General features: G+C 63.4%; 27 protein-coding genes. 18 read left to right on the top strand and 9 right to left on the bottom strand.

Features of this window, described 5'->3' with window-relative positions; all coding sequences use genetic code 11:
* Positions 1 to 7 precede the first annotated feature (7 nt).
* On the bottom strand, positions 8 to 724 hold the full coding sequence (locus CXY72_RS08540) for an amino acid deaminase (protein ID WP_146071115.1): 717 nt from the start codon (positions 722 to 724) through the stop codon (positions 8 to 10).
* 132 nt (positions 725 to 856) lie between these two features.
* On the opposite strand from CXY72_RS08540, the gene CXY72_RS08535 reads away from it, so the two are divergent.
* From CXY72_RS08535 to CXY72_RS08510, 6 genes are read left to right on the top strand one after another with little or no spacing between them, the layout of a single operon-like run.
* Positions 857 to 1,585, top strand: coding sequence for an HAD family hydrolase (locus tag CXY72_RS08535; RefSeq protein ID WP_146071114.1), 729 nt, complete (start codon positions 857 to 859; stop codon positions 1,583 to 1,585).
* Positions 1,586 to 1,596: 11 nt separating this feature from the next.
* Entirely contained in the window at positions 1,597 to 2,565 is a 969-nt protein-coding gene (gene phnD / locus CXY72_RS08530; protein WP_104127266.1) for a phosphate/phosphite/phosphonate ABC transporter substrate-binding protein, read from the top strand.
* A 56-nt stretch (positions 2,566 to 2,621) separates the two neighbouring features.
* Positions 2,622 to 3,344 carry a phosphonate ABC transporter ATP-binding protein gene (gene phnC / locus CXY72_RS08525; RefSeq protein ID WP_233197719.1) on the top strand — a complete coding sequence of 241 codons (723 nt, stop codon included), beginning with the start codon at positions 2,622 to 2,624 and terminating at the stop codon, positions 3,342 to 3,344.
* A 29-nt stretch (positions 3,345 to 3,373) separates the two neighbouring features.
* Positions 3,374 to 4,201 carry a phosphonate ABC transporter, permease protein PhnE gene (phnE, locus tag CXY72_RS08520; protein WP_104127264.1) on the top strand — a complete coding sequence of 276 codons (828 nt, stop codon included), beginning with the start codon at positions 3,374 to 3,376 and terminating at the stop codon, positions 4,199 to 4,201.
* Entirely contained in the window at positions 4,198 to 4,989 is a 792-nt protein-coding gene (gene phnE, locus CXY72_RS08515; RefSeq protein WP_104127263.1) for a phosphonate ABC transporter, permease protein PhnE, read from the top strand. Before phnE (CXY72_RS08520) ends, phnE (CXY72_RS08515) begins: the two co-directional genes overlap by 4 nt.
* A 4-nt stretch (positions 4,990 to 4,993) precedes the next feature.
* Positions 4,994 to 5,857 (top strand): MurR/RpiR family transcriptional regulator, encoded by an 864-nt coding sequence (locus CXY72_RS08510; protein WP_104127262.1) that lies wholly within the window; start codon positions 4,994 to 4,996, stop codon positions 5,855 to 5,857.
* A gap of 38 nt (positions 5,858 to 5,895) precedes the next feature.
* On the opposite strand, the gene CXY72_RS08505 is transcribed toward CXY72_RS08510, so the two are convergent.
* Positions 5,896 to 6,399: a glutathione peroxidase gene (locus CXY72_RS08505; RefSeq protein ID WP_104127261.1), complete on the bottom strand. Its 504-nt coding sequence runs from the start codon at positions 6,397 to 6,399 to the stop codon at positions 5,896 to 5,898.
* 299 nt (positions 6,400 to 6,698) lie between these two features.
* Here CXY72_RS08505 and CXY72_RS08500 point away from each other — a divergent pair, with 299 nt between their 5' ends.
* Entirely contained in the window at positions 6,699 to 6,917 is a 219-nt protein-coding gene (locus CXY72_RS08500) for a hypothetical protein (protein WP_104127260.1), read from the top strand.
* Positions 6,918 to 7,195: 278 nt separating this feature from the next.
* Positions 7,196 to 8,881, top strand: a complete 1,686-nt coding sequence (locus tag CXY72_RS08495) for a ribonuclease J (protein WP_104127337.1) — start codon at positions 7,196 to 7,198, stop codon at positions 8,879 to 8,881.
* A 70-nt stretch (positions 8,882 to 8,951) separates the two neighbouring features.
* Here the strand turns inward: CXY72_RS08495 and CXY72_RS08490 are convergent, their stop codons facing one another.
* Positions 8,952 to 10,565: a peptide chain release factor 3 gene (locus tag CXY72_RS08490; protein ID WP_104127259.1), complete on the bottom strand. Its 1,614-nt coding sequence runs from the start codon at positions 10,563 to 10,565 to the stop codon at positions 8,952 to 8,954.
* Positions 10,566 to 10,891: 326 nt separating this feature from the next.
* On the opposite strand from CXY72_RS08490, the gene CXY72_RS08485 reads away from it, so the two are divergent.
* Positions 10,892 to 11,911, top strand: coding sequence for an aldo/keto reductase (locus CXY72_RS08485; protein WP_233197718.1), 1,020 nt, complete (start codon positions 10,892 to 10,894; stop codon positions 11,909 to 11,911).
* A gap of 7 nt (positions 11,912 to 11,918) precedes the next feature.
* Here the strand turns inward: CXY72_RS08485 and CXY72_RS08480 are convergent, their stop codons facing one another.
* Positions 11,919 to 12,509 (bottom strand): TetR/AcrR family transcriptional regulator, encoded by a 591-nt coding sequence (locus CXY72_RS08480; protein WP_104127257.1) that lies wholly within the window; start codon positions 12,507 to 12,509, stop codon positions 11,919 to 11,921.
* A 204-nt stretch (positions 12,510 to 12,713) separates the two neighbouring features.
* On the opposite strand from CXY72_RS08480, the gene CXY72_RS08475 reads away from it, so the two are divergent.
* Together CXY72_RS08475 and CXY72_RS08470 are read left to right on the top strand one after the other, a co-directional pair.
* Complete coding sequence (locus tag CXY72_RS08475; RefSeq protein WP_104127256.1) at positions 12,714 to 14,057, top strand: pitrilysin family protein; 1,344 nt, start codon at positions 12,714 to 12,716, stop codon at positions 14,055 to 14,057.
* Between the two features lie 67 nt (positions 14,058 to 14,124).
* Positions 14,125 to 14,727, top strand: coding sequence for a histidine phosphatase family protein (locus CXY72_RS08470; protein ID WP_104127336.1), 603 nt, complete (start codon positions 14,125 to 14,127; stop codon positions 14,725 to 14,727).
* A gap of 19 nt (positions 14,728 to 14,746) precedes the next feature.
* Here CXY72_RS08470 and CXY72_RS08465 read toward each other — a convergent pair whose 3' ends face one another.
* Positions 14,747 to 15,265, bottom strand: a complete 519-nt coding sequence (locus CXY72_RS08465) for a GNAT family N-acetyltransferase (RefSeq protein WP_104127255.1) — start codon at positions 15,263 to 15,265, stop codon at positions 14,747 to 14,749.
* Between the two features lie 56 nt (positions 15,266 to 15,321).
* Between CXY72_RS08465 and dapB the strand changes: the two genes are divergently transcribed.
* Positions 15,322 to 16,086, top strand: coding sequence for a 4-hydroxy-tetrahydrodipicolinate reductase (gene dapB, locus CXY72_RS08460; protein ID WP_104127254.1), 765 nt, complete (start codon positions 15,322 to 15,324; stop codon positions 16,084 to 16,086).
* On the top strand, positions 16,083 to 16,526 hold the full coding sequence (locus tag CXY72_RS08455) for a hypothetical protein (RefSeq protein ID WP_104127253.1): 444 nt from the start codon (positions 16,083 to 16,085) through the stop codon (positions 16,524 to 16,526). Before dapB ends, CXY72_RS08455 begins: the two co-directional genes overlap by 4 nt.
* Positions 16,527 to 16,533: 7 nt before the next feature.
* Here the strand turns inward: CXY72_RS08455 and CXY72_RS08450 are convergent, their stop codons facing one another.
* From CXY72_RS08450 to CXY72_RS08435, 4 genes are all read right to left on the bottom strand, one after another.
* Positions 16,534 to 17,424 carry a TIGR01777 family oxidoreductase gene (locus tag CXY72_RS08450; protein ID WP_104127252.1) on the bottom strand — a complete coding sequence of 297 codons (891 nt, stop codon included), beginning with the start codon at positions 17,422 to 17,424 and terminating at the stop codon, positions 16,534 to 16,536.
* Positions 17,425 to 17,433: 9 nt separating this feature from the next.
* Entirely contained in the window at positions 17,434 to 17,865 is a 432-nt protein-coding gene (locus tag CXY72_RS08445) for an OsmC family peroxiredoxin (RefSeq protein WP_104127251.1), read from the bottom strand.
* A 154-nt stretch (positions 17,866 to 18,019) separates the two neighbouring features.
* Positions 18,020 to 18,499 (bottom strand): DUF4395 domain-containing protein, encoded by a 480-nt coding sequence (locus CXY72_RS08440; RefSeq protein WP_104127250.1) that lies wholly within the window; start codon positions 18,497 to 18,499, stop codon positions 18,020 to 18,022.
* Positions 18,492 to 18,953 (bottom strand): thioredoxin family protein, encoded by a 462-nt coding sequence (locus tag CXY72_RS08435; RefSeq protein ID WP_104127249.1) that lies wholly within the window; start codon positions 18,951 to 18,953, stop codon positions 18,492 to 18,494. The genes CXY72_RS08440 and CXY72_RS08435 overlap by 8 nt, the downstream gene beginning before the upstream one ends.
* Positions 18,954 to 19,081: 128 nt before the next feature.
* On the opposite strand from CXY72_RS08435, the gene thyX reads away from it, so the two are divergent.
* The 5 genes from thyX to CXY72_RS08410 all read left to right on the top strand — a co-directional run bounded on the left by thyX (position 19,082) and on the right by CXY72_RS08410 (position 24,009).
* A complete protein-coding gene (thyX, locus tag CXY72_RS08430; RefSeq protein WP_233197728.1) occupies positions 19,082 to 19,792 on the top strand; it encodes an FAD-dependent thymidylate synthase in 711 nt (236 codons plus the stop codon).
* 35 nt (positions 19,793 to 19,827) lie between these two features.
* The gene (dapA, locus tag CXY72_RS08425; RefSeq protein ID WP_104127247.1) at positions 19,828 to 20,805 is read left to right on the top strand and encodes a 4-hydroxy-tetrahydrodipicolinate synthase; all 978 of its coding nucleotides are present in this window, start codon (positions 19,828 to 19,830) and stop codon (positions 20,803 to 20,805) included.
* Positions 20,806 to 21,029: 224 nt separating this feature from the next.
* The gene (locus CXY72_RS08420; RefSeq protein WP_199183995.1) at positions 21,030 to 22,094 is read left to right on the top strand and encodes an efflux RND transporter periplasmic adaptor subunit; all 1,065 of its coding nucleotides are present in this window, start codon (positions 21,030 to 21,032) and stop codon (positions 22,092 to 22,094) included.
* Positions 22,091 to 22,786, top strand: coding sequence for an ABC transporter ATP-binding protein (locus CXY72_RS08415; RefSeq protein WP_104127246.1), 696 nt, complete (start codon positions 22,091 to 22,093; stop codon positions 22,784 to 22,786). The genes CXY72_RS08420 and CXY72_RS08415 overlap by 4 nt, the downstream gene beginning before the upstream one ends.
* Positions 22,783 to 24,009, top strand: a complete 1,227-nt coding sequence (locus CXY72_RS08410; RefSeq protein ID WP_104127245.1) for an ABC transporter permease — start codon at positions 22,783 to 22,785, stop codon at positions 24,007 to 24,009. The genes CXY72_RS08415 and CXY72_RS08410 overlap by 4 nt, the downstream gene beginning before the upstream one ends.
* Positions 24,010 to 24,100: the final 91 nt, after the last annotated feature.

Raw genomic sequence — 24,100 nt, 5'->3', positions numbered from 1 at the left:
GCCGCGCCTACTCTGCCCCAGACGACACGTTATAGCGCGGTCGTGGCTGTTCACTGCGCAGAGCCTCCAGCCACACGGACGTTGGTTCAGCAACTGGAAATGCCGTCACGACCTTCAGAGCAGCACCGTGGCTGACGCCGTAGATCAACACCGATTGCTCGCTATGGCGGTCGTTGACAATTGCGGTGCGAAAAAACCGGCCACTTTCCTGGTCGACGACTTCGTCGAAGCGTGCCACCGTTATCGGGCGTGGATGATGCTCGGTGAGGATAGGCAATACCGCATCGGTGACCCGTCGGAGCAGAGTGCCGGGTTCGGCCGCCCAGGGAAGAAAGTAGGTCGGGTTCACACCCAGACCAGCGGCCATCCTTCCGTTGATCCAACGATCCCGCTTGTAGCCGTAGGGAGTGGGAACGTTCGACAGCAGGTACCCATAGACATGCAGCAGCCCGGCGTTTCCAACCGGCCACGACGACGAGAGGCCGGCCTCGGAATGGAGCGTCTCAAACAGTTCTCGAGAAATCACTGGTGTCTCGGTGTTTTCATCGAGGACCGTGGAGTGTGCCCACCGCTCGAATTCGCCCGCTGCCCGGTCGGCCGCGATTTGGGGAAGGAGGTTGGGCGTCCAGTCTGCCAGGGTCGCCTCGACCGGCGCACCGCGCTCGATCAGAGCGGATGCTGCCACAAGGTCGCGCAGTCGGCCTGTGAAACGTTCGGTCTCCATCTGCCAAGCGTAAACGGCGCGACTGCAGTGATCGTTCATCTGTTGTTTCCACAATAACGACACTGCGTCTATCTAAAGCTTTTAGTTTGGACGCAACGTCCAATGAGGCGGAGGGATTGATGGGAAGGCGACATGCACCGCAATAGTCGAGTGTTGCTGTTTGACTTTGACGGCACCATCTCGCTCGGCAACGGGCCGGTCGCTCGTTATGCCGAGTGCGTCGCCGAATCACTGCAACCTGATGACCGGGCGGATTTCCTCGCCGTAGTGCAGCAACAGAAAAAAATCGGGGCGAACTCGTTAGCGATTCGACCCATCGACGATTACGACGCCGTTCGTTTGGCCGCATCAGTCTTCGCGATACCCGGTGACTACCTGAATCGCGCCTATCTGCGATCACGTGCGGATCTCGCCGGAGCCCGGGCGCCGATCGAAGCCGTTCCGGGATTGGCTCATTATCTTCGGGAGATTCGTGATGATGCGTTCCTCGTCCTGGCGACGAACGCACCGGCAACGCGCATCCGGGAGGCCCTCGACGCCTTGGACCTGCACGCCGCCTTCGACGACGTCATCACGTCGGTGGGGAAGCCCTCCGGACTCACACTGGTACTCGACCGCCTGCGCACAGTTCCTTCGGACCACGCGTTCCGTCTTTTGAGCCTCGGAGACGTGTGGGTCAACGACCTCGAGCCCGCCAGCCTCCAGGGGTTCCAGACAGCTCTCATCGGTTCCACCGCGCCACCCGGCGCCACCCCAACGTACCGGGCCGAGCGTCTTGACGAGCTCTTCCCGGTCATCACGGCCTGGCTCTCCCATGAGACGTCGGGTGCGATTGTTCCTCTCCCACATCTTGAGACTTGAAGGCAGACACAGTGATATCCACGAAGACCCTTTCCTTGGCCGGACTCATGATGGTGGCATCCGTCGCTCTGGCCGGATGTTCCGCCGAGGCGACCACGACAGCGTCGCCCGAGACCGATCCGACCTCCCTCACCCTGGCTCTCGTCCCCTCCCAAGACCAAGCCGGCCTCGTCGACACTGCTAAGCCGCTCACCGACATGCTCACCGAGGCCCTCGGCATCCCCGTCAATGGGGTTGTGGCGAAGGATTACCAGGCCGCCGTTGAAGCGATGGGTGCGGAACAGGCCCAGATCGGGTTTCTGCCGTCCCTCCAGCTGTACCAGGCGAGCGACATGTACGGTGCATCCGTGGTCTTGCAGACCGAGCGCGGCGGAAACATCAGCTACCCCGCCCAGTTCATGACCAACAATCCTGACAAGTACTGTAACGATGCGCCGGTCGCACGCGACGGTAAGCTCTTCTGCAATGGGGCGGACGCCCTCGTCGGCCCCGCCGGCCTGGACGCAATTGAGAAAATGACCGGTGCGACGGTCGCTATGCTCGGTCCGGGATCACCAGCCGGTTACATCTACCCCATGCTCGCGCTGAAGAACGCTGGCCTGAACATCGATACGGATATCGAGACCATTCCGGTCACGGCCAACGACGCATCCGTTCTGGCCGTCTACAACGGCGACGCTGAAGTGGGGTTCAGCTTCTGGGACGCCCGCGACATCGTGTCCAAGGACGTACCCGACGTTGGACAGAAAGTCGTCGTTTTTGCCCTGACCACCGAGATTCCCAACGATGGAGTCGCACTCAGCAAGGGTCTGTCGCACGAGCTGCAGGACAAAATCACCACCGCGCTCGCCGAGTATTCCAATACCGTTGACGGCTCTGTAGCGCTCATGAGCGTCTACTCCATCAGCAAGCTCGCTCTGGCAGATCCGTCGTCCCTCGATGTTGTGGCCGACGCGGCCACACAACTCGGGCTGCAGTAATCATGGTCGTCGAGCACACGTCTCCAACGGGCGCAGCATCGCCGTGGTCGGTGAGCATGCGTGATGTCACAGTGCGCTATGCCAGTGGCGTGGTCGCCTTGAAGAACGTGTCGCTCGATATTCGGCCAGGGGAGATGGTCTCGGTGGTGGGGCTCTCTGGATCCGGCAAGAGCAGCCTGATCCGCACCATCAACGGGCTGGTCCCGATCACGTCCGGTTCGCTCCGCGTTGGCGGCTATCACCTGGAAAGCGCCCGGGCCGGTGAGCTCAGGCGCTTGCGGGGTGAAATCGGAATGATTTTTCAGGGATTCAACCTGGCCAAACGCACGAGCGTTCTCAACAACGTGCTGGTGGGGCGGCTGGCGCACACGACAACCCTGCGTACTCTGCTGGGCGCCTATCGCGCGTCCGACCGAGAGATTGCCTTCGAAGCCCTTGATCGGGTGGGCATCCTCTCGAAAGTCTGGGACCGTGCATCGAGCTTGTCAGGTGGCCAGCAGCAACGAGTCGCCATCGCTCGTGCCCTATGCCAGGAGCCTCGTCTGGTTCTGGCCGACGAACCGGTAGCCAGCCTGGACCCGCCAACTGCGCACGAGGTGATGGATGATTTGCGGCGTATCAATCAGGACTTGGGAATCACCGTGATCACCAACCTGCACCTCATCGACCTCGCCCGCAGCTACGGCACACGAATTATCGGTCTCCGCGCCGGAGAAGTGGTGTTTGACGGTCCAGTCGAATCAGCCAGCGACTCCGTGTTCGCGAAGATCTACGGTTGATCGGTTGAGTCGGCGGACGTGCTTGGTCTATGAGCGCTCGGGGTGCCACCGTGGCACGCACGATCGCAACCCTCGACATTCCCCCTCGACCTAGGTGGCAGTGGAAATCCTGGTGTGCGGTGGGTCTCGTGGTCATAATCACGGCCATCACGCTGAGCCCCCGATGGGGAGTCGACTTCAGCCTCGAGGCCATTGCCCGTAATTGGCAGAACGGCGCCGAGAAAATCCTGCAGCTGTTGGTCCCGGACTGGAGTTTTTTCCCACGCACGGTTCCCGCGCTGCTGGAAACGCTCCAGATGGCCGTCATCGCCACCGCGGTCGCAGCGGTCGTGTCCCTGCCTCTCAGTCTGGCCACGGCCCGCCTGACCAACCCGAACGGGTACAGCCGGAGCCTCGTACGCGCGCTCCTCAATGTGATTCGGTCGATCCCGGACCTTCTCTACGCTGCGATTCTCGTGGCCATGGTCGGGGTGGGGGCACTGCCGGGCATCATCGCGCTCGTACTCTTCAACGTCGGAATCATCGTGAAGATGGTGTCCGAATCCATCGAGGCCAACGATCCGGGTGCGCTGGAAGCGGGCAGGGCTGCGGGCGGAAACCAAGTGCAGATCAATCGTGCCTCCGCGCTGCCCGACATCATGCCGAGTTTTATCAACCAGACCCTCTACGTACTCGAGCTCAACGTGCGGGCATCGTCGGTGCTGGGACTGGTCGGTGCCGGCGGACTCGGTCTGCTCATCGACGCGGTGCGCACGTTCTATCGCTATGACCAGCTCTCCTTGATAATTCTGGAGATTTTGATAATCGTAATGGCCCTCGATGTGCTCAGTAATGCCGTGCGGCGGAGGCTGGTATGACCGTGTTGACAATACCGAGTAGGCGACGCGACTGGCGGCGCAGCACCGCAGTGATAATCGTGGGTGCGGTCGTGATCGGGGCGTTCTGGACTGTCGAGGTCAACTGGGCGCGGCTCGCGGAGCTACCCGCTCAGGTACTGCACTACCTGTGGCTCATGTTTTCCGATCCGGATTGGTCCAAAGTCCCCGAGGCCCTCGGGCAGACCTGGAAGTCGGTGGCGATGGCGTGGGTAGGTACGGTCATCGGAATCCTGTTGTCGTTCCCGCTGGGCTTTCTCGCGGCCCGTGGCTTTTCACCAGCCCCCGTGCGTTGGGGCATGAGGGTGGGGTTCGCGATCATTCGCGCCGTTCCGGAAATCATCATTGCGATCGCGATCCTGTCAGTAACCGGACTGACACCACTCACGGGAGCCCTGGCACTGGCGATTGGAAGCGTGGGCACACTGGGAAAATGGGGGTACGAGGCCATCGAAGGTGTCGACCCCGGTCCCATCGAAGCGACTCGGGCATCTGGGGGAAACATCGCTCAGATCTTACGGTGGGGAGTATGGCCGTCGGCAACGCCGGACTTCATATCGTTTTGGCTCTATCGATTCGAAATCAATGTTCGTTCCTCGGCCGTACTCGGCCTCATTGGCGTGGGTGGCATCGGGGACATGCTCACCTCGTACACTCAATTTCGGGAGTGGTCGACCGTTGGGGTGCTCATCATCGTCGTGGTCATCGTGACGATGGGCATCGACGCGGTCTCTGGCGCCATTCGGCGTCGGATTGTAGAAGGGACATAGGTCTGTGGGCTGGACTGGAAAAGACGAGGCAACCCCGAGCACACGCATCGCCACGGTGGTCAATTCTCTGCAACGCACAGAACGTCGAGTGGCCGAATGCATACTCGCCGATATGGATTTGATCGTCGAGCTCACAGCGCAAGAGGTCGCCGAACGCGCCGGCGTCGCCCGCTCCACGGTCATCCGCACCTGTCAAACCCTCGGCTATCGGGGATATCCGCAACTGCGCGTTGCCCTAGCGCGAGAACTGGCCCAATCGGCCAGCGCGGTAGCGGATTACGGTTCGTCTGCGCTCGGACGAATTCGAGCCGATATCTTCGCGTTATCGATGGCCCTGCCGCAGATTGCCGATGTACTCACCGAAAGCGCGGTCGAAGAGGCCGTACAGCGCATCACGTCGGCAAACCGGGTGCTGGTGCTCGCCAACGGGCTGTCATCGCCGTTGGCGTCTGACCTGGCGATGCGATTGACCGCCATCGGGCGCCCTACGGAATTCGTCTCCGATCCGATCGGCCAGCAGATTTCAGCACGCCAGTTGCGACCTGCAGATGCGTGCGTCGTCATCAGCGGCAGCGGTGCCAATGAGTCGAGCATCAAGGCTGCCCGATCGGCGCGCGCAGCGAATGCCGTGCTAATCGTGGTGACGTCGTTTGCGAGTTCCCCGTTGGTTTCGCTCGCGGACATCGCACTCGTGGTCGCGCCGGCACACGGATCGTTTCGTCACGAACTGGAATACACGTCCCGGGTTCCCCATACAATCTTGATCGAGTCGCTCGTCGAAATTGTGTCCGGCCGATTAGGGGAGGCGTCGCGGTCAGCGCGATCAACCGTGCTCGGCATCCTGAGTGACAACCTCAGCGACGACTAGCCTCCCACCGCTGGGCTGCACGGCCCGGGGAATCCGGGCTAGGCGGCTTTGTCAGCCAGAACCTTCTCGATCGCATGCACGATTTCGGTCGACTCCGGCTCCACCGACGACGCAAAGCGATCCACGATCTTGCCGGTGGGGGTCACCAGAAACTTTTCGAAGTTCCACTTGATCAGGCCGGGCAGCAGGCCCCGCTTGAATTTGGTCAGCTCAGCATAGAGCGGATGCTGCTGCTTGCCCCGCACGTCGACCTTGGCTGTCATCGGAAAGGTCACCCCATAGGTCATGCCGCAGAACTGGGCGATGTCTGTTTCGGTGCCGGGTTCCTGGCCCATGAACTGATTGCTCGGTAATCCCAGCACGACCAGCCCGTCGTCGGCGTAACGCTGGTACAGGGCTTCCAAGCCGGCGTACTGCGGGGTGAAGCCGCACTTTGATGCGACGTTGACGACGAGAACCGTTTTACCTCGAAACGCGCCGAAGGAGGTGGGCGTTCCATCGATGAGCGTGAGGGGTATGTCGTACAACGCAGAAGAGGTCATTGGCACACAGTATCGATGCTGAATCCTAGCTGCCTGCACAGTCCCTGTGTAGATCGTGCGTTTCCCCCAATGAGTGACACGGTCACGTAGTCTGATATCACCTGGGAAGTCATGGCGGTCCACTATCGGACCCGGACATCTCAGCTCGCGCGGCGCAGCGCATTCTTCCCGCCGAACGGGCCAACACCCCAGTCTCACTCGAACCAGTTCTTCCAGAACAAATTTGAGGGATATCTGTGACTAGTCATTGCTCTGGATCCCTTCGGCATCCGTCATTAAGAGATCGCACCAGGAGCATCATGAATTCTTACGTATCACACACCAGCGAAAGCACCATCCGTCCCAACGGGTACATTTCTCAGACCATGAATGGATTGGTCATGGGGAGCGGGTACGTCAGCGGAACCGCGCAGCACCGTGACGCCGGCGAGTACGTGTCGCACCCCACGATCATCTCACCGGTCCGCGCCGTTCAGCCGCAGATGGCCGGTAGCAAGCACTTGGCCGCAGCAGCATAACGCGCCGCGGTTCAGCTGCCGCTGAAATCGAAAAGAGGGACTCCGCAACGCGGAGTCCCTCTTTTGTCGTATTCGACAACCGCAGTGGTGGCATCGAAATGCCGATCGTCGACGCGCCGGTAGACTACAGACGTGCCTGGCCGGTATTTTACTCGCCCGCTGGGCACGACACCAGGTATGCGTATGCGCAAGAGCCCCTCAATTCCGGCTTTCCGCATGCCCGAGCTCGGTCCCCACACACCTCGACATGCAGTACCGCAGACAACGAAATGGGATTCATGAATAACCACTACCTCGACTTGAGCACTCCGCCGGCGCTACCGGCTCGCGGCATGCGCATCATCCCGCTCGGAGGCCTCGGCGAGATCGGCCGCAACATGACCGTCTTCGAGCACAAGGGAAAGCTGCTCATCATCGACTGCGGCGTTCTCTTCCCCGAAGACAACCAGCCCGGCATCAACGTGATCCTGCCCGACTTCACGGCCATCCGCGACCGCCTCCAGGACATCGAGGCCATCGTGCTCACGCACGGCCACGAAGACCACATTGGCGCCGTCCCCTACCTGCTCAAGGAACGCGGCGACATTCCCGTCATCGGCTCCAAGCTCACTCTGGCCTTCCTCGCCGCCAAGCTGCAGGAGCACCGTCTCAGTCAGAACTTCATCGAAGTGAAAGAGGGCGAGCGCCGTACCGTCGGCCAGTTCGACCTCGAATTCATCGCCGTCAACCACTCCATCCCCGACGGCCTGGCCATTGCGATCCGCACCGAAGCCGGCCTCGTGCTTGCCACCGGTGACTTCAAGATGGACCAGTTTCCGCTCGACAAGCGCCTCACCGACCTCGGCGCCTTCGCACGTCTGGCCGAAGAGGGCGTCGACCTGTTCATGACGGACTCGACCAACGCCGAGGTTCCCGGCTTCACCACCGCTGAGAAGGACATTGGACCGGCGATCGATACCGTGTTCCGCACGTCCCCGCGCCGCATCATCGTGTCGAGTTTCGCGAGCCACGTGCACCGCATCCAGCAGGTCATCGATGCTGCCGTCAAGCACAACCGCAAGGTGGCCTTCGTCGGCCGTTCGATGGTGCGCAACATGGGAATCGCGAGTGAGCTCGGCTACCTCAACATTCCCAAGGGCCTCCTCGTGGACATGAAGGCGCTCGAGCGCATGAAGGACGACAAGGTCGTCCTCATCTGCACCGGTTCGCAGGGCGAGCCGATGGCTGCCCTCTCGCGTATGGCCAACCGTGAGCACGTCATCAAGATCGGCGAGGGCGACACCGTGCTGCTGGCGAGCTCTCTGATCCCCGGCAACGAGAACTCCATCTATCGCGTCATCAACGGCCTGATCCGTTGGGGCGCCAACGTCGTGCACAAAGGCAACGCCAAGGTGCACGTTTCCGGGCACGCGAGTGCCGGCGAGCTCGTCTACTGCTACAACATCGTCAAGCCGGTAAACGTCATGCCGATCCACGGTGAATGGCGTCACCTCACGGCCAACGCCGACCTCGCCACCGCGACCGGTGTCCCCGCAGAGAATGTCATCGTCGTCGAAGACGGCGTCGTGGTGGACCTCATCGACGGCCACGCCAAGGTCACCGGCCGGGTCGTCGCCGACTACATCTTCGTCGACGGTATGACAGTGGGCGGTGCATCCACTGCCGCGATGGAAGACCGTCGCAAGCTGGCCGAAGACGGCACCATCACGATCCTCGGCATTCTCAACGCCAAGACCGGCACGCTCTCCGAGCCCGTGGAGTTCCTGGCCCGCGGATTCGTGCACGACGACGAGTGGGTCAAGGGCGCGACCAAGGTCATCGATGAGGCCATGAAGGCCGCGAATCGCATCAAAATCGTCGACGGCGCCGAGCTTGAGGACCTGTTCACGCAGTCGGTGAGCCGCTGGATGAACCGCAAGTACCGTCGCAGCCCCGTGATCACTTCCGTGGTCGTCGACGCGTAACCAGCCGAGACAGAACGAGAAAGGCCGCATCCTCCACGAGGATGCGGCCTTTCCTTTTTCAGCGAGCCAGTTACATGAAGTCGTCGGCCGTGGCGTTCGCGATGTCGATCAGAACCAGCTTCGGGTTCTCCTTGATAATCGCCTGCAGGCGCCACGGGGTGCTGAACAGGGCGAGCAGGGTGCCGTCGGAGCGAGTGAAGACTTCCACCTGGCGGGTGCCGGCGAGCACGAGCGCGCTCTCCTTGTCGGTTTTGCGGGCCACCTGGTACGGAAGTGCTTCCATGCGAATGTCGGCATGAAAATCGTGCACCATGCGGTCTTCGACGACCTCGAATTGCATCGGTCCGACCGCACCGAGCACGGGGGCCTGCTCGCCGCGCACCTCGGAGCGCATCACCTGGATGATGCCCTCATGGTCGAGTTGGTCGATACCGCGACGAAACTGCTTGTGCTTGCTGCTGTCGACCGGTCGAATCGCTCGAAAATGTTCGGGGGAGAACAACGGCAGCGGCGGAAATTCTACCCGTTCGTCCTCGAAGATCGAGTCGCCCACTCGCAGCGCCGACGCGTTGACGAGGCCGACGATGTCGCCCGGCCAGGCCTGATCGGTGACGGTGCGTTCCTTGCCGAATAGCTGCTGGGCGTACTTGGTGGCAAAGGGGCGACCGGTTGCCGCGTGGGTGACGACCATTCCACGTCGAAATTCGCCGGAGCAGACGCGCACGAAGGCCACGTGGTCGCGGTGCGCCGAGTTCATGCCGGATTGCACCTTGAACACGAACCCGGAGAACGGCGAGGTGACCTTGCGCGGATTGCCGTCGATATCGATGCGGGCTTCGGCGGGTGGCGCAAACTCGACCAGGGTGTCGAGCAACTGCTGCACGCCGAAGTTCGCCACTGCCGCGCAGAACAGCACCGGGGTCGTTTGCCCGTCGAGGAACAGTTCGGAGTCGTGATTTTGGGATTCTGCGTCGAGCAGTTCAGATTCTTCGACAGCGGATGCCCAGGCGCTGCCTTCCTCGATCGCCGCGTCGGCCGCATCCAGCCGCACCGACTCGGCCACGGTCGCGCCGCCCGCAGTGCGGGTATACCGCAGAAAATCACCGGAACGGCGATCGAGCACGCCGCGCAGGTCGCCGGCCTCGCCGACCGGCCAGTTCAGCGGGGTCGGCAGCAGGCCGGTGCGCGTCTGGATCTCGTCCATCAGAGCCAGGGGAGTGTCACCCGGGCGGTCCCACTTGTTGATGACGGTAATCACTGGAAGCCCGCGCTGTTTGCAGACGGCGAACAACTTCATAGTCTGGGGCTCAAGACCCTTGGCGGCGTCGACGAGCATGACCGCGGCATCCACTGCAGACAGCACCCGAAACGTGTCTTCGGAGAAGTCGGCGTGGCCGGGGGTGTCAACCAGGTTGATCACAGCGTCGTGGTATTCGAACTGGATCGCGGCGCTCGTCACCGAAATGCCACGGGCCTTCTCCATCTCCATCCAGTCCGAGACAGTGCCGCTGCGACCGGCCTTGCCGTGCGTGGCGCCAGCCGAGGTGATCGCGCGGGCGTGCAGCAGCAGGGCTTCGGTCAGGGTGGACTTGCCGGCGTCGGGGTGGGAGATCACCGCGAAGGTGCGGCGACGCAGAGCCTCCCGGGGAACTTGGGGGTTGGATACGTCGGCGACGGTGGTCATGGCTGCTTTCCTGCGGCTGATTCGGGCAGGATACCTCGCCGACCAACCGATTGAACTTCGATGGCAGGCGGCCCAGGGCGGATGTACACCTGCACAGGCAGCCCAGTTTTCGCGCAACTGCCAGTCTAACAAATCGAGAACGGGTCAACGGGCAACCGACAGCTGGCGCCCCGTATTCGCCCGCCACCGACGTACAATCTGGTAACGGTTTAGCGTGCCGTCAAAAAATGTCGGTGGCCTCGCCTAAAGTCGGGCCAAGAGTAATTTACGAAGAGATAACCCGGCGGCAACGAATGGTCGGGCGAGCACCCCTGGAGGAGAACGCAATGCCCCGACAGGTGGTCTCGTCTGCGCGCGATGCCCTGTCCGCTGGCCGTTCGCGGCCGGCCGACACCGGGCAGGCGCAGACCACGGTCGGTGCTGGAGCGGTTCGCCGGCAGATTGCGGGAACCGATCTGCTCGTGCATCCACTCGCCCTGGGCTGCAATGCCTTCGGCTGGACGGCGACGGGGGAAGCATCCAACGCCATCCTCGACGCGCACCGCGATTTCGGCGGTAACTTTCTAGACACCGCCGACAGCTTCGCTGCCGGGCGCAGCGAAGTGATTATCGGATCATGGCTGCGCTCTCGGGGTGCTCGGGCCGAGACTGTTCTGGCCACCAAAATCGGGCGAAATCTCGACAATCCCGGACTGACTCAGCGCAGCATCGTCGCCGCCGTCGAAGCCAGCCTTGTGCGGCTCGGCACCGACTACCTCGACCTGCTCTACTTTCACTTCGACGACAAAACCGTCGCCCTCGAAGAGAGCCTCGTTGCCGTGGACGTCCTGATGCGCGCCGGCAAGGTGCGCTACCTCGGTGCGAGTAATTTCTCGGCGGAACGACTTATGGAAGCCCGGGTATTGTCCGCCCTCGGCTTGCCCAAGTTCGTCGCCGCCGAAACGCCGTACAACCTCGTGCATCGAACCGAACTCGAAAAAGACGTCGCGGTCGTCGCTCGCGCCCAGCAGCTTGCGCTGATGCCCGGCTTTGCCCTCGCTCACGGTTTTCTGGCCGGCGCTTTTCGCACCAAAGCGGATGTCGCCGGTACTGCCCGCGGACAACTCGCCAAGGTGTACCTCAATCGTCGCTCGCTGCGCGTACTGGCCGTAGTGGACCGTATCGCCGCAGCGCAGGGTGTGGCACCGGCGTCGATCGCCCTCGCCTGGCTGCTCGCCCGGCCTGACGTAGTGGCGCCGGTCGCCGGAGCCGGGGAGGTCGATCAGGTGCAGTCTCTGGTCGCGGCGGCGGGCATCCGTCTCGGTCGGAGTGACCTGCTCGATCTCGATCGGGTGTCAGCCGACTAGGAGATAGTCAGGCGATGGATTCGTCGAGCACACGCTGGATAGCGCGCAGCAGGGCGGTGTGGGCACCGATCGGGTCGCCGAGGTTGGCACCGGCAAAGGCGCCATCGCGGGCGAGGAAAAAATCGTCGGCGGCGTCTCCGGGTCGGGCATGGCCCATTCCGCGGAACATGTTCTCGATCGACCGGCCGTACCAGTCACGATGTGCAGAAACGGCCTGGCGCACGGGGTGGGCCGGGTCCGTGAACTGTGCGGCCGCGTTGATAAACGGGCAGCCGTGGAAACCTCCGCGAATGACCTGAGCCGAGATCTCATTGACGACGCCACGCAGCCGCTGTTCCGGGGTGTCACAATTCGTGTCGAGGTTAGCCAGAAAATCCCGCGCCAAACGGTCCCGGCCCTGGAGGTACACGACGATGAGGGCGTCCTTCGAGCGGTAGTACTTGTAGAAGGTTGCTTTGGTGACCTTCGACTCGCCGATGATGCGGTCCACACCTACGGTGTGTACACCCTCGGCGTAGAACAAGCGGTCGGCAGTGGCGAGGATACGCAGCTTGGCGTGGGTCGCGGGCCGAACGGCGTCAGCTGTGAGCGTGGTCATGCGTCACTCCTTGATTGAGGGCCAGCGAGCGGGTGGGGGCAAATTCGGTGTTTTCCCAGTTGGCTCCCAGACTGTAACACAACGTAGACAGACCAGTCTGTCGTAATCGACCGTACTGAACGTTACGGTCTAATTGGGGGTAGCTTGGCGAGTTCGTACGCGGGCGCCGGCAGCTCCGATCGCGTCTTGTAAGGTGGGGATGATATGAACGGTGCAGTCGATTTTCCCCTAGACCAGGCCGAACTCTCGTTTCGGGCCGCCGGTGATGCCTTGGTGCGTCGGACCGTTCTGCCAAGCGGCGTGCGCATCCTGAGTGAGCAGGTGCCGGGTGCCCGAAGTCTCACCGTCGGTTACTGGGTCGCCGTCGGTTCCCGCGACGAACGACCGGGTCACTTCGGCTCCACTCACTTTCTCGAACACCTGTTGTTCAAGGGCACGCCAACGCGATCCGCTCTCGACATTGCCATTTCTTTTGATGCCGTTGGCGGCGAACACAACGCTATGACCGCAAAGGAATACACCTGCTACTACGCCAAGGTGCAAGACCGCGACCTTGGTATGGCCATTGATGTTCTCACCGACATGCTGACCTCCTCGCAACTGGATGCCGGTGAATTTGAAACCGAGCGCGGCGTTATCCTCGAGGAACTCGCTATGGCTGACGACGACCCGGCCGACGTCGCCAATGAGCGATTCTTCGAAGCCGTGCTGGGGAAGCATCCGCTCGGCCGTCCTATCGGCGGCAGTGCCGACGACATTCGTGGTGTCTCCCGCACGGCGGTGTGGGAGCACTACCAGGCCAACTATCGTCCGCAAGACCTCGTCGTCACGGTTTCCGGCGCCGTCGACCACGACCAGCTGGTCGCCGCCGTCACCCGCGCCCTCGAACGATCCGGCTGGGACCTCAGTATTGCCCAGACCCCGGTCAGCCGTCGGGACGGCGTGCCAGCCGATATTCACCAGGGCCAGGCCTTGACCATCGTCAAACGTCCGCTGGAACAGGCGAACCTGCTGCTCGGAATGCCCGGCCTGCTGGCCACCGACGACCGCCGCGTCACGATGAGCGTGCTCACCTCGATATTCGGCGGGGGAATGTCGAGCCGGCTTTTTCAAGAAGTGCGGGAGAAGCGCGGCTTGGCCTATTCGGTCTACTCATTCGCGCCCGGTTACTCGGATGCTGGCCTGTTCGGTATGTATGCCGGATGCACGCCGGCCAAGGCCGGCCAGGTCGCCGAACTTATGCTCAGCGAGCTACATCGCCTCGCCGATGGCGGTGTCACCAACGACGAGATGAAACGGGCGTCTGGCCAGTTGAGTGGAGCGTCGGCCCTCGCATTGGAAGACTCGGACACCCGCATGTCTCGACTGGGTCGCTCCGAGATAACCCTCGGCGAGTTCGCTGATCTCGACGAAGTGCTGCGCCGCCTTGCGCTGGTCACGGCGGCCGACGTGCAGGGGCTCGCTGTCGAACTCGTCAGTGGCGACGTGACAATCTCCGCTGTCGGCGCCCTCGATGACGACGCGTTCGCGGCCATTATTCCCAGCTGACCGGCCGCGACTTAGTCTCTGGTACCTTCCGGCCCGGCCGGATTCCCGCACTCTGAAATGGACAATGATGCCCCAGTACATCTACCTGGTACGCCACGGCGAGCAACAGGATGCCGAACACGGCCTGCACGACGGTCCGTTATCGCCGCGCGGCAAACGCCAGGCGCTGCTCGTCGCCGATCGTCTGAGTGGGGTTCCGTTCACGGGTGCCTGGCACTCGCCGCTGCAACGGGCCGCCGAAACCGCCGCCATCATGGCGGAACGGCTTCCAGCCCTGCAGAGCGAGCCGTCGGCACTGCTGTTCGACTGCATTCCCTCTGGCCGGGCGGCCGAGACTCCATCGGCCTACGACCCGTTTTTCGGCGCGGTAACCGAAGACGAGATCGCAGCGGGACGCGCACAGATGGAAGACGCCGTCTCCGAATTTTTGCAACCGCGCCGCAGCCAGCGGCACGACTTACTGATCACCCACAATTTCGTGATCGCGTGGTTCGTTCGAGAGGTACTCGGAGCTCCCGACTGGCGCTGGGTCGGAATCAACCAAGCCCATTGTGGGCTCACCGTGCTGCAGCAAAAACCAGGCCGACCGTGGACGCTCGTCACGCACAATGATCTGGGCCACCTGCCGGTCGAGCTGCGCACCGGGCTGCCGGAACCACTGATGTTCTAGGTGACACCAGCGGCTGGAGCTAGTTCGCGCTGAATTTAGTTTGGTTGAGCCGTTTGCGATACCAGTGTGTCGCATTGGGGTTGTCGTTATACGCGGGAATGCTCTCATACCCGGTGCTGTGATAGAGCGCCCCGGCGGCGGACAGGCTCACATTCGTGTCGAGCACCATTTCGGCGGCGCCCAGGTCGCTCGCCCGGCTCTCGAGCGCAGCCAGCAGTATCCGCCCCCAGCCGCGTCCGCGGGCGCATGGCTGCATCCACAAATGTTTAACCTCGAAGCAGACCGGTTCGCTCGTTGCGGTTGGCAGCCGACGGATGCCGCCGCACCCGACATACGTGCCGTCAGCGTCGTTCGCTGCCTGGCCATCGAGTACCACGAGGAACATGCCCTGAGGCGGCACGAACTGCTCCGCGACCGGATAGGTCGGGTGGTAGGTGCCGTGGGATTGTCGAAACGACAGTTCGGGGCTGAGGAAGTATTCGTTGAGCAGGGTGAGGGCTGCGGCGTCCGTGACCGACACGACGAGAAACTGGGGCATCTGCTTAGGCTATTGCGCGGGCCAGTAGTGACGTGATCAATTGGTAGATTGGTGTCATGACAACAACGGTGGCCATCATTGGAGCGACGGGCAAGATGGGCCGCTTGGTTTCCGACCTGATCGCCCGAACCGAGGGCTTCGAGGTCGTCGCCCGGCTCGATTCCCACAGCGAGCTGCGCGAGATGCTCCACGCGCAGATCGCCGTTGACCTGACCCGGCCCGACGTGAGCCGTAACGTCGTCGATTTTGCGACCGAGCACGGTCTGCAGGTGCTCGTCGGCACTTCGGGCTGGACCCAGGACGGTATTGATTCTCTCGCCCGGCGTCTCGCTGGCCGCGAGGACACCGGCGTCATTATTATTCCGAACTTCTCGGTCGGATCGGTGCTCGCAACGGCCTTCGCGGCCTTGGCCGCCCGGTTCTACGACTCCATCGAAATTATCGAGGCTCACCAGCCGTCGAAGGTTGATTCGCCGTCGGGCACGGCGGTGCGCACCGCCGAACTGATCGGCCGGGCACGCGCTGACCTCGGCCCGGTTTCGGCGCCGCACACTGATCAGCGTGCCCGTGGCCAGCAGGTTGCGAGCGTGCCCGTACACAGCCTGCGTCTGTCCGGACTCCTGGCCCGGCAAGACGTCCTCCTCGGCGGCACCGGCGAAACCCTCACGATCAGCCACAACACCCTGTCACCGAGCGCTTATGAAAATGGCATCCTGCTCGCCCTCGAGGCCGCGCGAACCGCTCGAGGTGTATCGGTCGGCCTCGACCAGATCGTCGACCTGGGATTCACTATGGCCGGCAGCGAAGGAGCCTCGAAGTGAAGGGCAAGATCGCTGTCGTGGTCATGGCGGTTCTGCTCGTCTTCTACCTGGTGTCGGTCGGCGTACGCGCGGTCCTGTTCATCCAGAGCGGGGAGCCGATCGGCATCGCCATCGGCCTTGCCCTTCTCATTTTGCCGCTGATTGGTTTCTGGGCTCTGGCGCGCGAAGTGGTGTTCGGTATCCGCTCGGAACGCCTGATGCGCGAGCTCGAACGGCTGGGCGGCCTTCCCGCCGCCGATGTGGCGGTACGGCCGAGTGGTCGTCCCTACCGGGATGCTGCCGACGAGCAGTTTCCAACCGCGCAGGCGGGGGTCGAAGCCGAGCCAGAGAACTGGCACGCTTGGCTGCGCCTCGGCCTCGCCTACGATGCCGCCGGCGATCGCAAGCGCGCTCGCGGGGCGATCCGCACCGCGATCAGCCTCGAACGCACCCCGAAGTAATCGCAGGCTACGGCTGCCGGAGCATCCAGGCGATCGCTGTGGCTGGTGTTCTATGAGCGAACTCGAACCCGTCGTCCAAAAGTTTCTGGGCGCTGACCTGTTGGTCTGCGAGCAGTAGTTGGCGGGCGGCGTCCTGCAACAGCAGCGTCAAGACCTGCTGGGGCACCGGTAAGAAAAACGGCCGGTGCAGCGCAGTGGCGAGCGCCTTGATGATGTCGTTCGCTGTGGCCGCGGATGGCCCGACGAGATTGACCGGGCCAGAGAGCGTCGAGGTGAGCAGATGCAGGATAGCCGCAGCCTCATCGTGCAAGCTCACCCAGGGCCAGTGCTGGTTTCCGCCACCGAGTGGGCCGGCGAGACCGAGTTTGGCTATGGGCAGTAGCGGTTTCAACGCGCCACCCTTGGCGAGTACGAGGCCGGTGCGTAACGTGACGACCCGGGTTGGTTCTGGAGCGAGCTGGGCCGCAGTTTCCCATTGAGTGACGACATCGGCCAGAAAATCGGTTCCAACCGTCGACGTCTCGCTGAGGATTTCCCCGGGCCGATTGCCGTACACGCCCACTGCGGAACCGTTGAGCAGGACCGTCGGGGGAGTGGCGGCGTGCCCGAGCGCGTCGGTGATCGTGCGGGTGGCAGACAGTCGCGAACTCAGGATTTCCGTGCGATAGCCAGGCGTCCACGGCAGCCGGGCCAGTGACGCGCCCGAGAGGTTGACGACAGCGTCGATGTCGTTCAGAACGTGAGCGTCCAGGGCATGGGCAGACGGGTTCCACCGAATCTCGTTCTTGCCGAGGGCTTCGCGCCGCACCAGGCGCACGGGAGTGTGGCCGGCTCCAACCAACTGCCGGCTGAGTTCCCGGCCGATGAGGCCGGACGCGCCGGCGATCAGAACGCGCACGCCGGTGCCCTAAGCGAGCTCTGCTTCGATGGTGATCGGGATGCCCGCGAGTGCTTTCGAGACCGGGCAGTTCTCCTTGGCATCCTGGGCGAACACCTCGAACTCGGCTTCGGTCAGGCCGGGAATCTTGGCACTGACCAGCAGGTGGCTTCCAATAACACCGGTGCCGGCCGCAAAGGTCACGGCAGCGGTGGCCTGGATGCTTTCTGGAGTGTGGCCGGCCGAACCGAGAGCGTTGGCGAGGGCCATCGCGAAGCAGGCGGCGTGGGCGGCGGCGAGCAGTTCCTCCGGGTTGGTGGTGTTCGACACACCCTCGGCGCGGGCCTTCCAGTTCACCGAGAACTCGGCGGCGTGCGAGGAATCGAGGGTGACGGTGCCGGAACCGGTGGGAAGATCGCCGGTCCATACTGAGGTTGCTTCACTCGTGAGCGTCGTGGGCATGTTGTTACCTCCAGGTGATTGAGTTCCACCCTAACCGTCCGACCTGCACCGCGAACGCCTACCGTCTGGGAATTACCTGAGAGCCAGCCGACACGTCAGGGCGGGGCGCGATCCGATCTGCCGAACGAGTCACGGTGGGGTCGGAGAAAGCGGCTCAGACGTTCTGGGCGGTTCTGCCACCCCGGTTGAGCACGCCGGATCGCAGGAGCAGCAGGTAGATCTGGCAGCCGAGGCAATAATCGAAGACCGCGTTCAAAAAGGCAGCGACAAACGCAGCGGCCGCAGTGATTCCGACAGCGCCCGGTACACCGGCCACGCCCAGAACGAGTCCGACCACGGTCACCGCCAGGCCCACACCCTGCGCGAAGGTGGGCGGGGCCGCGTCTTCGAGTTCTGTCGGAGGGGCAAGGCGCGGCCGCACGAATTTCTTGAACAGGGCGCCGTACGGATGCCGGCCGGCGCCAGCCAATGCACCCCACGCGAATAATGCGGCGATCGCTGCCAGCAGGGCCAGCGCCGCAGTGGACGCTCCGGTGAGTGACATAAACACGACCACAAGCAACAGCACGGCCGTCAGACCTGCGCCGAATCGGGGTCCGCGCGGATCGAGCCGGGCGCGAGGTGTCTTAGACATGAGAGCTCCCGAGTGTGCTGCTGGTTGTGGTGTTCCGCGTGAGGGAATCAAGGGTTGTACCGACGTCGGTCCGAGTGGGAGCGCCCCCCACTCGGGCCTGCACCCGACCGGCCCCGTCCAGAATCAGGGTCGTTGGGGTTTGCAGAACGGCGTACCGTTTGGCCAGATCGGGGCGGTGGGTGAGATCCACGTCCACGTGTACCACCCCAGGGCGTTGCTCAGCCACAGCGCGCAGCAGGCGGCGGGTGCCCGGGCAGCGAGCGCACAACTCGGTTGAAAACTGCAGCAGGGTGGCAGCGGGGCCGAAGGCGACCGTGGCGGCAACATCCGCTGGAGTGATGACGTCGCCAGAAACACGGGCCACTCGTCCCTGACGGGCTCGTAAAACGAGGCCGAGACCGGTCGTAGCAGCCAACAGGGCGAACAGGAGTCCGGTCGCTTCGAGTGAGTTCATGCTATCGACGTTACGTGCGTGCAGCCCCGTTCGGGGGACTGTGACGACACATTACGTCTCTGCGCGGGCGCGCCGTCCGACAGACCGGCTAGCCTGAGGCGGTGTCTGAAATAGAGTTTCGATCTGAAATGACCGTGGAGTTGGTGCGTGCACACGCTCACGATTCCGACGTGCTGTTTGCCGCGCGGGTGTCGACTCTGGGGGAGCAGACCCTCGAGCACAGCCAGCTCGACGGTTCAGAGAGCGAGGCCGACGAGAAGCGTGACCGCGGGCTGATCAACTACCTCATGCGCGACCGGCACGGTTCGCCGTTCGAACACAACTCCATGACGTTCTATGTGCGCGCCCCCATTTTCGTCTTCCGCGAATTCATGCGGCACCGCATCGCCAGTTACAACGAAGAGTCCGGCCGCTACCGGGAGCTGGGCCCGGTGTTCTACGTGCCCTCTGCCGAACGTAACCTCGTGCAAGTGGGCAAGCCGGGTGCCTACGACTTTCTGCCCGGCACCGCCGAACAGATCGCGCTTGTGCAGCAGCAGATCCGCGCCGCTGCGATCCATGCCTACGAGGCCTACCAGCGGATGCTCGAAGCCGGCGTCGCGCGCGAAGTCGCCCGCATCGTGCTGCCGGTGAACATCTACTCCTCGATGTATGTCACGCTCAACGCGCGTTCACTGATGAACTTCCTCAGCCTGCGCACCAAACGGGAGGGCTCGTCATTTCCGTCGTTCCCCCAGCGCGAGATCGAAATGTGCGCCGAGCAGATGGAAACCCATTTCGAACAGCTCATGCCGCTTACCTCCGCCGCCTTCAATGTGAACGGCCGCGTGGCCCCGTAGTGAGCAGTGCGGAGGGAGACGATAGCCTGTAGACCGTGTCTACCTCTACGAATCCCTTTGGCCAGGTGCTGGTCGCCCTGGTCACCCCGTTTACCTTTGATGGCGAAGTAGACTGGGCGGGGGTGGAGAAGCACATCGACGACGTCATCAACGCCGGCGCCGACGGCATCGTCGTCACTGGCACGACCGGTGAAACGAGCACCCTGACCGACCCGGAGAAGATCCGTCTGGTCGAGGTGGGCAAGTCGGTCGCCAACGGCCGCGCCAAGATCATCACCGGCGGTGGCTCCAATGAGACCGCGCACGCCATGCAGCTGGCCCGCCAGAGCGAGAAGGTCGGCGCCGACGGCAACATGATCGTCACGCCCTACTACAACAAGCCCACCCAGGCGGGCATCCTGACCCATTTCCGCATGATCGCCGATGCCACTGACCTTCCCGTCATCCTCTACGACATCCCCGGGCGCACGGGAGTCGCGATCGCTTACGAGACCATCCTGCGTGCGGCCAAGCACCCCAACATTCTCGCCATGAAGGACGCCAAAGGCGACTTCGCCCAGGTCAGCCGGGTGCTCAACCAGACCGACCTCCTGTACTTCTCCGGAGATGACCCGAACGTGCTCGCGCACCTGTCGATCGGCGCCACCGGCCTCATCGGCGTCACCGGAAACATCACGGCCACCCCCTACCGGCACATGGTCGACGCTGTCAACCGGGGCGACTTGAAGGTGGCCACAGCGGCGCACCAGCAGCTGGAACCGCTCGTGCGGGCCGTCATGACGCACGTTCCCGGAACCGTCGCGGTGAAGTACATCCTGCACGGCCTCGGCCGCATCGGTAGCCCGCGGGTGCGACTGCCGCTGGTTGGCCCCGAAGACTCCGAAGCCGCCCAGATCGAGGACGAGCTGTCGCTGGTCCGGGACATTCCTGGCGTCGACTTTTCCAACTTCCGCCCCGACCGCAACGCGGCCGCCGGCGGATCGTTGCCCAAGGTCGCTGGTACCACCCGCTGAGCCGCTCCTCGCGTGCTCGCGGCACTCGTTGGCGTTCGGGGCATCCGTTTGTAAGGGGGCCACGAACCACAACAGGTGCGCGACTAGCTCTGCGGGACGTTCCCCTCCGCTGACCGAGCCTGTCAGGCCAGCCTGTCGCAGTCGGCCGGCACGCATCCGCTCGCGAAACGCTAGGCTCAGCCCATCGAGCCTGACCGCCTCCGGTCGGCCGTGTGGGGAGTGTTGTGAACATTGCACGCAAATGGATCTTTCCAATACTTCGGTTGATTGTGATCGCGGCCATCGCGGTGGCCCTGGTGAAGCTCGCGTTCTACCCCGACACTCAGGTCGAGCGCAACCCCGCCGAACCGACCGGGGTCATCGTCGAACCTCAGGTTCCGGTGGGACTGGGCACCATCAGCAACGACGTGACCCTCCCCGGCACGATCAGCGCCGATCCGGCAGTCGCCGTCAAAGCCACCGCCATCGGCACGGTCGATGAGATCTTCATAGCGGCCGGCCAAGCCGTGAACAAAGACGACAAGATCTACGACATTCGAGTTGAGACGATCAAAGACCCGGTCGAAGCAACGGATGCCGACGGCAACGTCATCATGACCCAGCCGAAACCGGTGGTCACCTTCACCAAGGTGCTCGCCCCGATTACGGGAGTCCTCAGTTCGCTCACCGTGATCCACGGCCAGAGCGTGGCCGTGGGGGATGCCACCGGGCAGGTCGCACCGCCGAGCTTCTCGGTGAGCGGAGCGCTCAGCCCCGAGCAGCAGTATCGCCTGCTGACCAAGCCGACCGAGGCATCCGTTGCGATCACGAATGGGCCGGCGCCGTTCACCTGCACCGGCTTGACCATCACGACCCCGCTGGCCGGCGAAGCGACCGGCGGCGACGGTGCATCCGGCGGCCAGCCGACCACGAGTGGCACCACCGTCACCTGCGCGATTCCGGCCGAGGTGACCGTCTTCTCCGGTCTGGCCGCCCAGATCACGATCGCTGCCGGCCTCGCCGAAAACGTTCTCGTCGTTCCGACCACCGCCGTGACGGGCTCCGCCCAGACCGGCGTCGTCTGGTTTGTGATGCCAGACGGTGGCACCCAAGAGCGGCCGGTCACGCTCGGCATGACCGACGGCACCAACGTGCAGATCATCGACGGACTCGCCGAGGGCGACCTGATCAACCAGTTCGTTCCGGGTGCCACGGCGGTCAGCCCCGACGGCGAAGGCTGCAATCTGCAGCCCGACGGGAGCACAGCCTGCTTCGGTCCGAGCCTCTCCAGCAGCGGGATCTCCAAATGACCCTGCTGCACCTTGAGGGTGTCACCCGCACCGTGCAGCTCATCGATGCGCCGCCGCTGACCATCCTCTCCGGTGTCGACCTCGACGTTGACGTCGGCGACCGGGTGTCGATCGTCGGACGATCCGGCTCAGGCAAAACAACCCTGCTGAACCTGCTCGGACTGCTCGACAACCCCACGAGCGGCACCATGCTGTTCGAAGACCGCCCGGTGCAGTCGCTGTCCTCCGGCGCTCGAGATCGGCTGCGGGGCCGCGAAATTGGCTTTATTTTTCAGCAGTTCAACCTGCTCCAGGGTCGAACCGCCCTCGAAAACGTGATGACTCCGCTGCTCTACGCGGATGGTCGTCAGTTCTGGCAGCGCGCTCGAATCGCCACCGAGATGCTCGAACGGGTCGGCCTCAGCGACCGGCTCGGTGCGCTACCCGACCGACTGAGCGGTGGTGAGCAGCAGCGCGTGGCGATCGCCCGCGCGCTGGTGCGCGGTCCCCGGCTGATTCTCGCCGACGAACCCACTGGCGCCCTCGACCTCGAAACCGGTGAAACCGTGATGGACCTGATCGACCAGGTCGCTACCGAATCCGGTGCCGCCCTGGTGACGATCACGCACGATCCGGCAATCGCCGCCCGTGCCACCAGGCACTTCCGACTTGATCACGGTGTGCTGCAGGTTCGCGGAACGGTGCCAGCATGAAGCGCGTCGCGAGCAACCTGGTCGGCGCTGTGATCGAGGCCTGGCAGGAAGTGCGCATCCACAAAACCCGCGTCATGCTGTCGCTGATCGGCGTGGCCGTCGCCGTCTGCGCCATCACGACCGTGGTCGGTCTCGGCGCGGTCGCCCAGCAGGCGACCGTCGAAGCGAGCGAACGATCCGGTGGGCGCGCTGCCAGCCTCTCCCTGTTCGTGTCGATGAGCGATGGTTCCACCCCGACTGAAATGCCCGAGATCTGGCGTACGGCGCTCGAACGCTACCAGATTGGTTACGCCAGCCGGGTGGTCAACAACAGCCAGACGGTGCAGTTCATCGACGGAGCAGTGCCGGTGCAGACCATCGGGGTCGACCCTCCCTACGGCACCATGCATCGCATCGCCCTCGAGAAGGGCGTCTGGTTTACCGACGCGGATCAGGCCCGGCTCGCGCCAGCCGTGCTGGTCAACTCCCTCTTCTGGGACCGCCTCAGCCGACCCGACCTGCGCACCCACCCGACCGTGACCCTGGTGGGCGAACGCACGACGACGGCCGTTGTAACCGGTGTCTACCCCGCCCTGTCGTGGGAGACCGAACCGGCCATGTACATGTTGGCCGATGCGCTGACCGCCATCACGCCGGTTGTCACCGACCCGAACCTGCAATTCGGACCGCCGTCCTACGAGCTGTGGGTGCCGGTCGACGTGTCCGAACAGTTGGTCACGGCGCTGCAGCGTGACGTGCAGGGTGCGCTGGGGAGTGAGGCATCCGTTCAGGTGAGCCGGCAGGACTACGCAGCGTATATGGAGGGCGACCCGTATCTTTCGCTCAAGCTCACCGTCGGCGCTATCGCCGGATTGGTGTTGTTGCTCGGAGTGCTCGGCCTGGTCAATATCGCCCTGGTTACCCTCAAGCAGCGCATTCGCGAGATCGGCATTCGGCGCAGTTTCGGGGCGACCGCCGGTCGGGTTTTCTTTGCCGTCATGATGGAGAGCGTCGTCGCGACCGTCGTCGCCGGAATTGTCGGGGTGATCGTCGCCGTGCTCATCGTCACGAGCCCGCTCGTCGAGGACTTCATCAGCCAGGGCCAGGTCACCGATTTTCCACCGTTCCCGGTCGAAGCAGCCATCCTCGGACTGGTGTGCGCGACGGTAGTCGGCGCCCTGGCGGGGCTGATCCCCGCGTTGGTGGCGGTACGGGTCAAGGTGATCGACGCCATTCGCTATTAACAGTGAACGGATGCCGCCGCGGGGCTTTCGCCAACCGGTCACGCAGACCGTGGGCGTGGGGTCGGCCGAATGTCGGCGGTGCTTGGTAGCG

Source organism: Cryobacterium sp. Y57, from assembly GCF_002929505.1.
In the GTDB taxonomy this organism is placed as follows: domain Bacteria; phylum Actinomycetota; class Actinomycetes; order Actinomycetales; family Microbacteriaceae; genus Cryobacterium.
The sequence above is the reverse complement of the archived record's forward strand: the minus strand, read 5'-3'. Positions and strand labels throughout refer to the sequence as shown.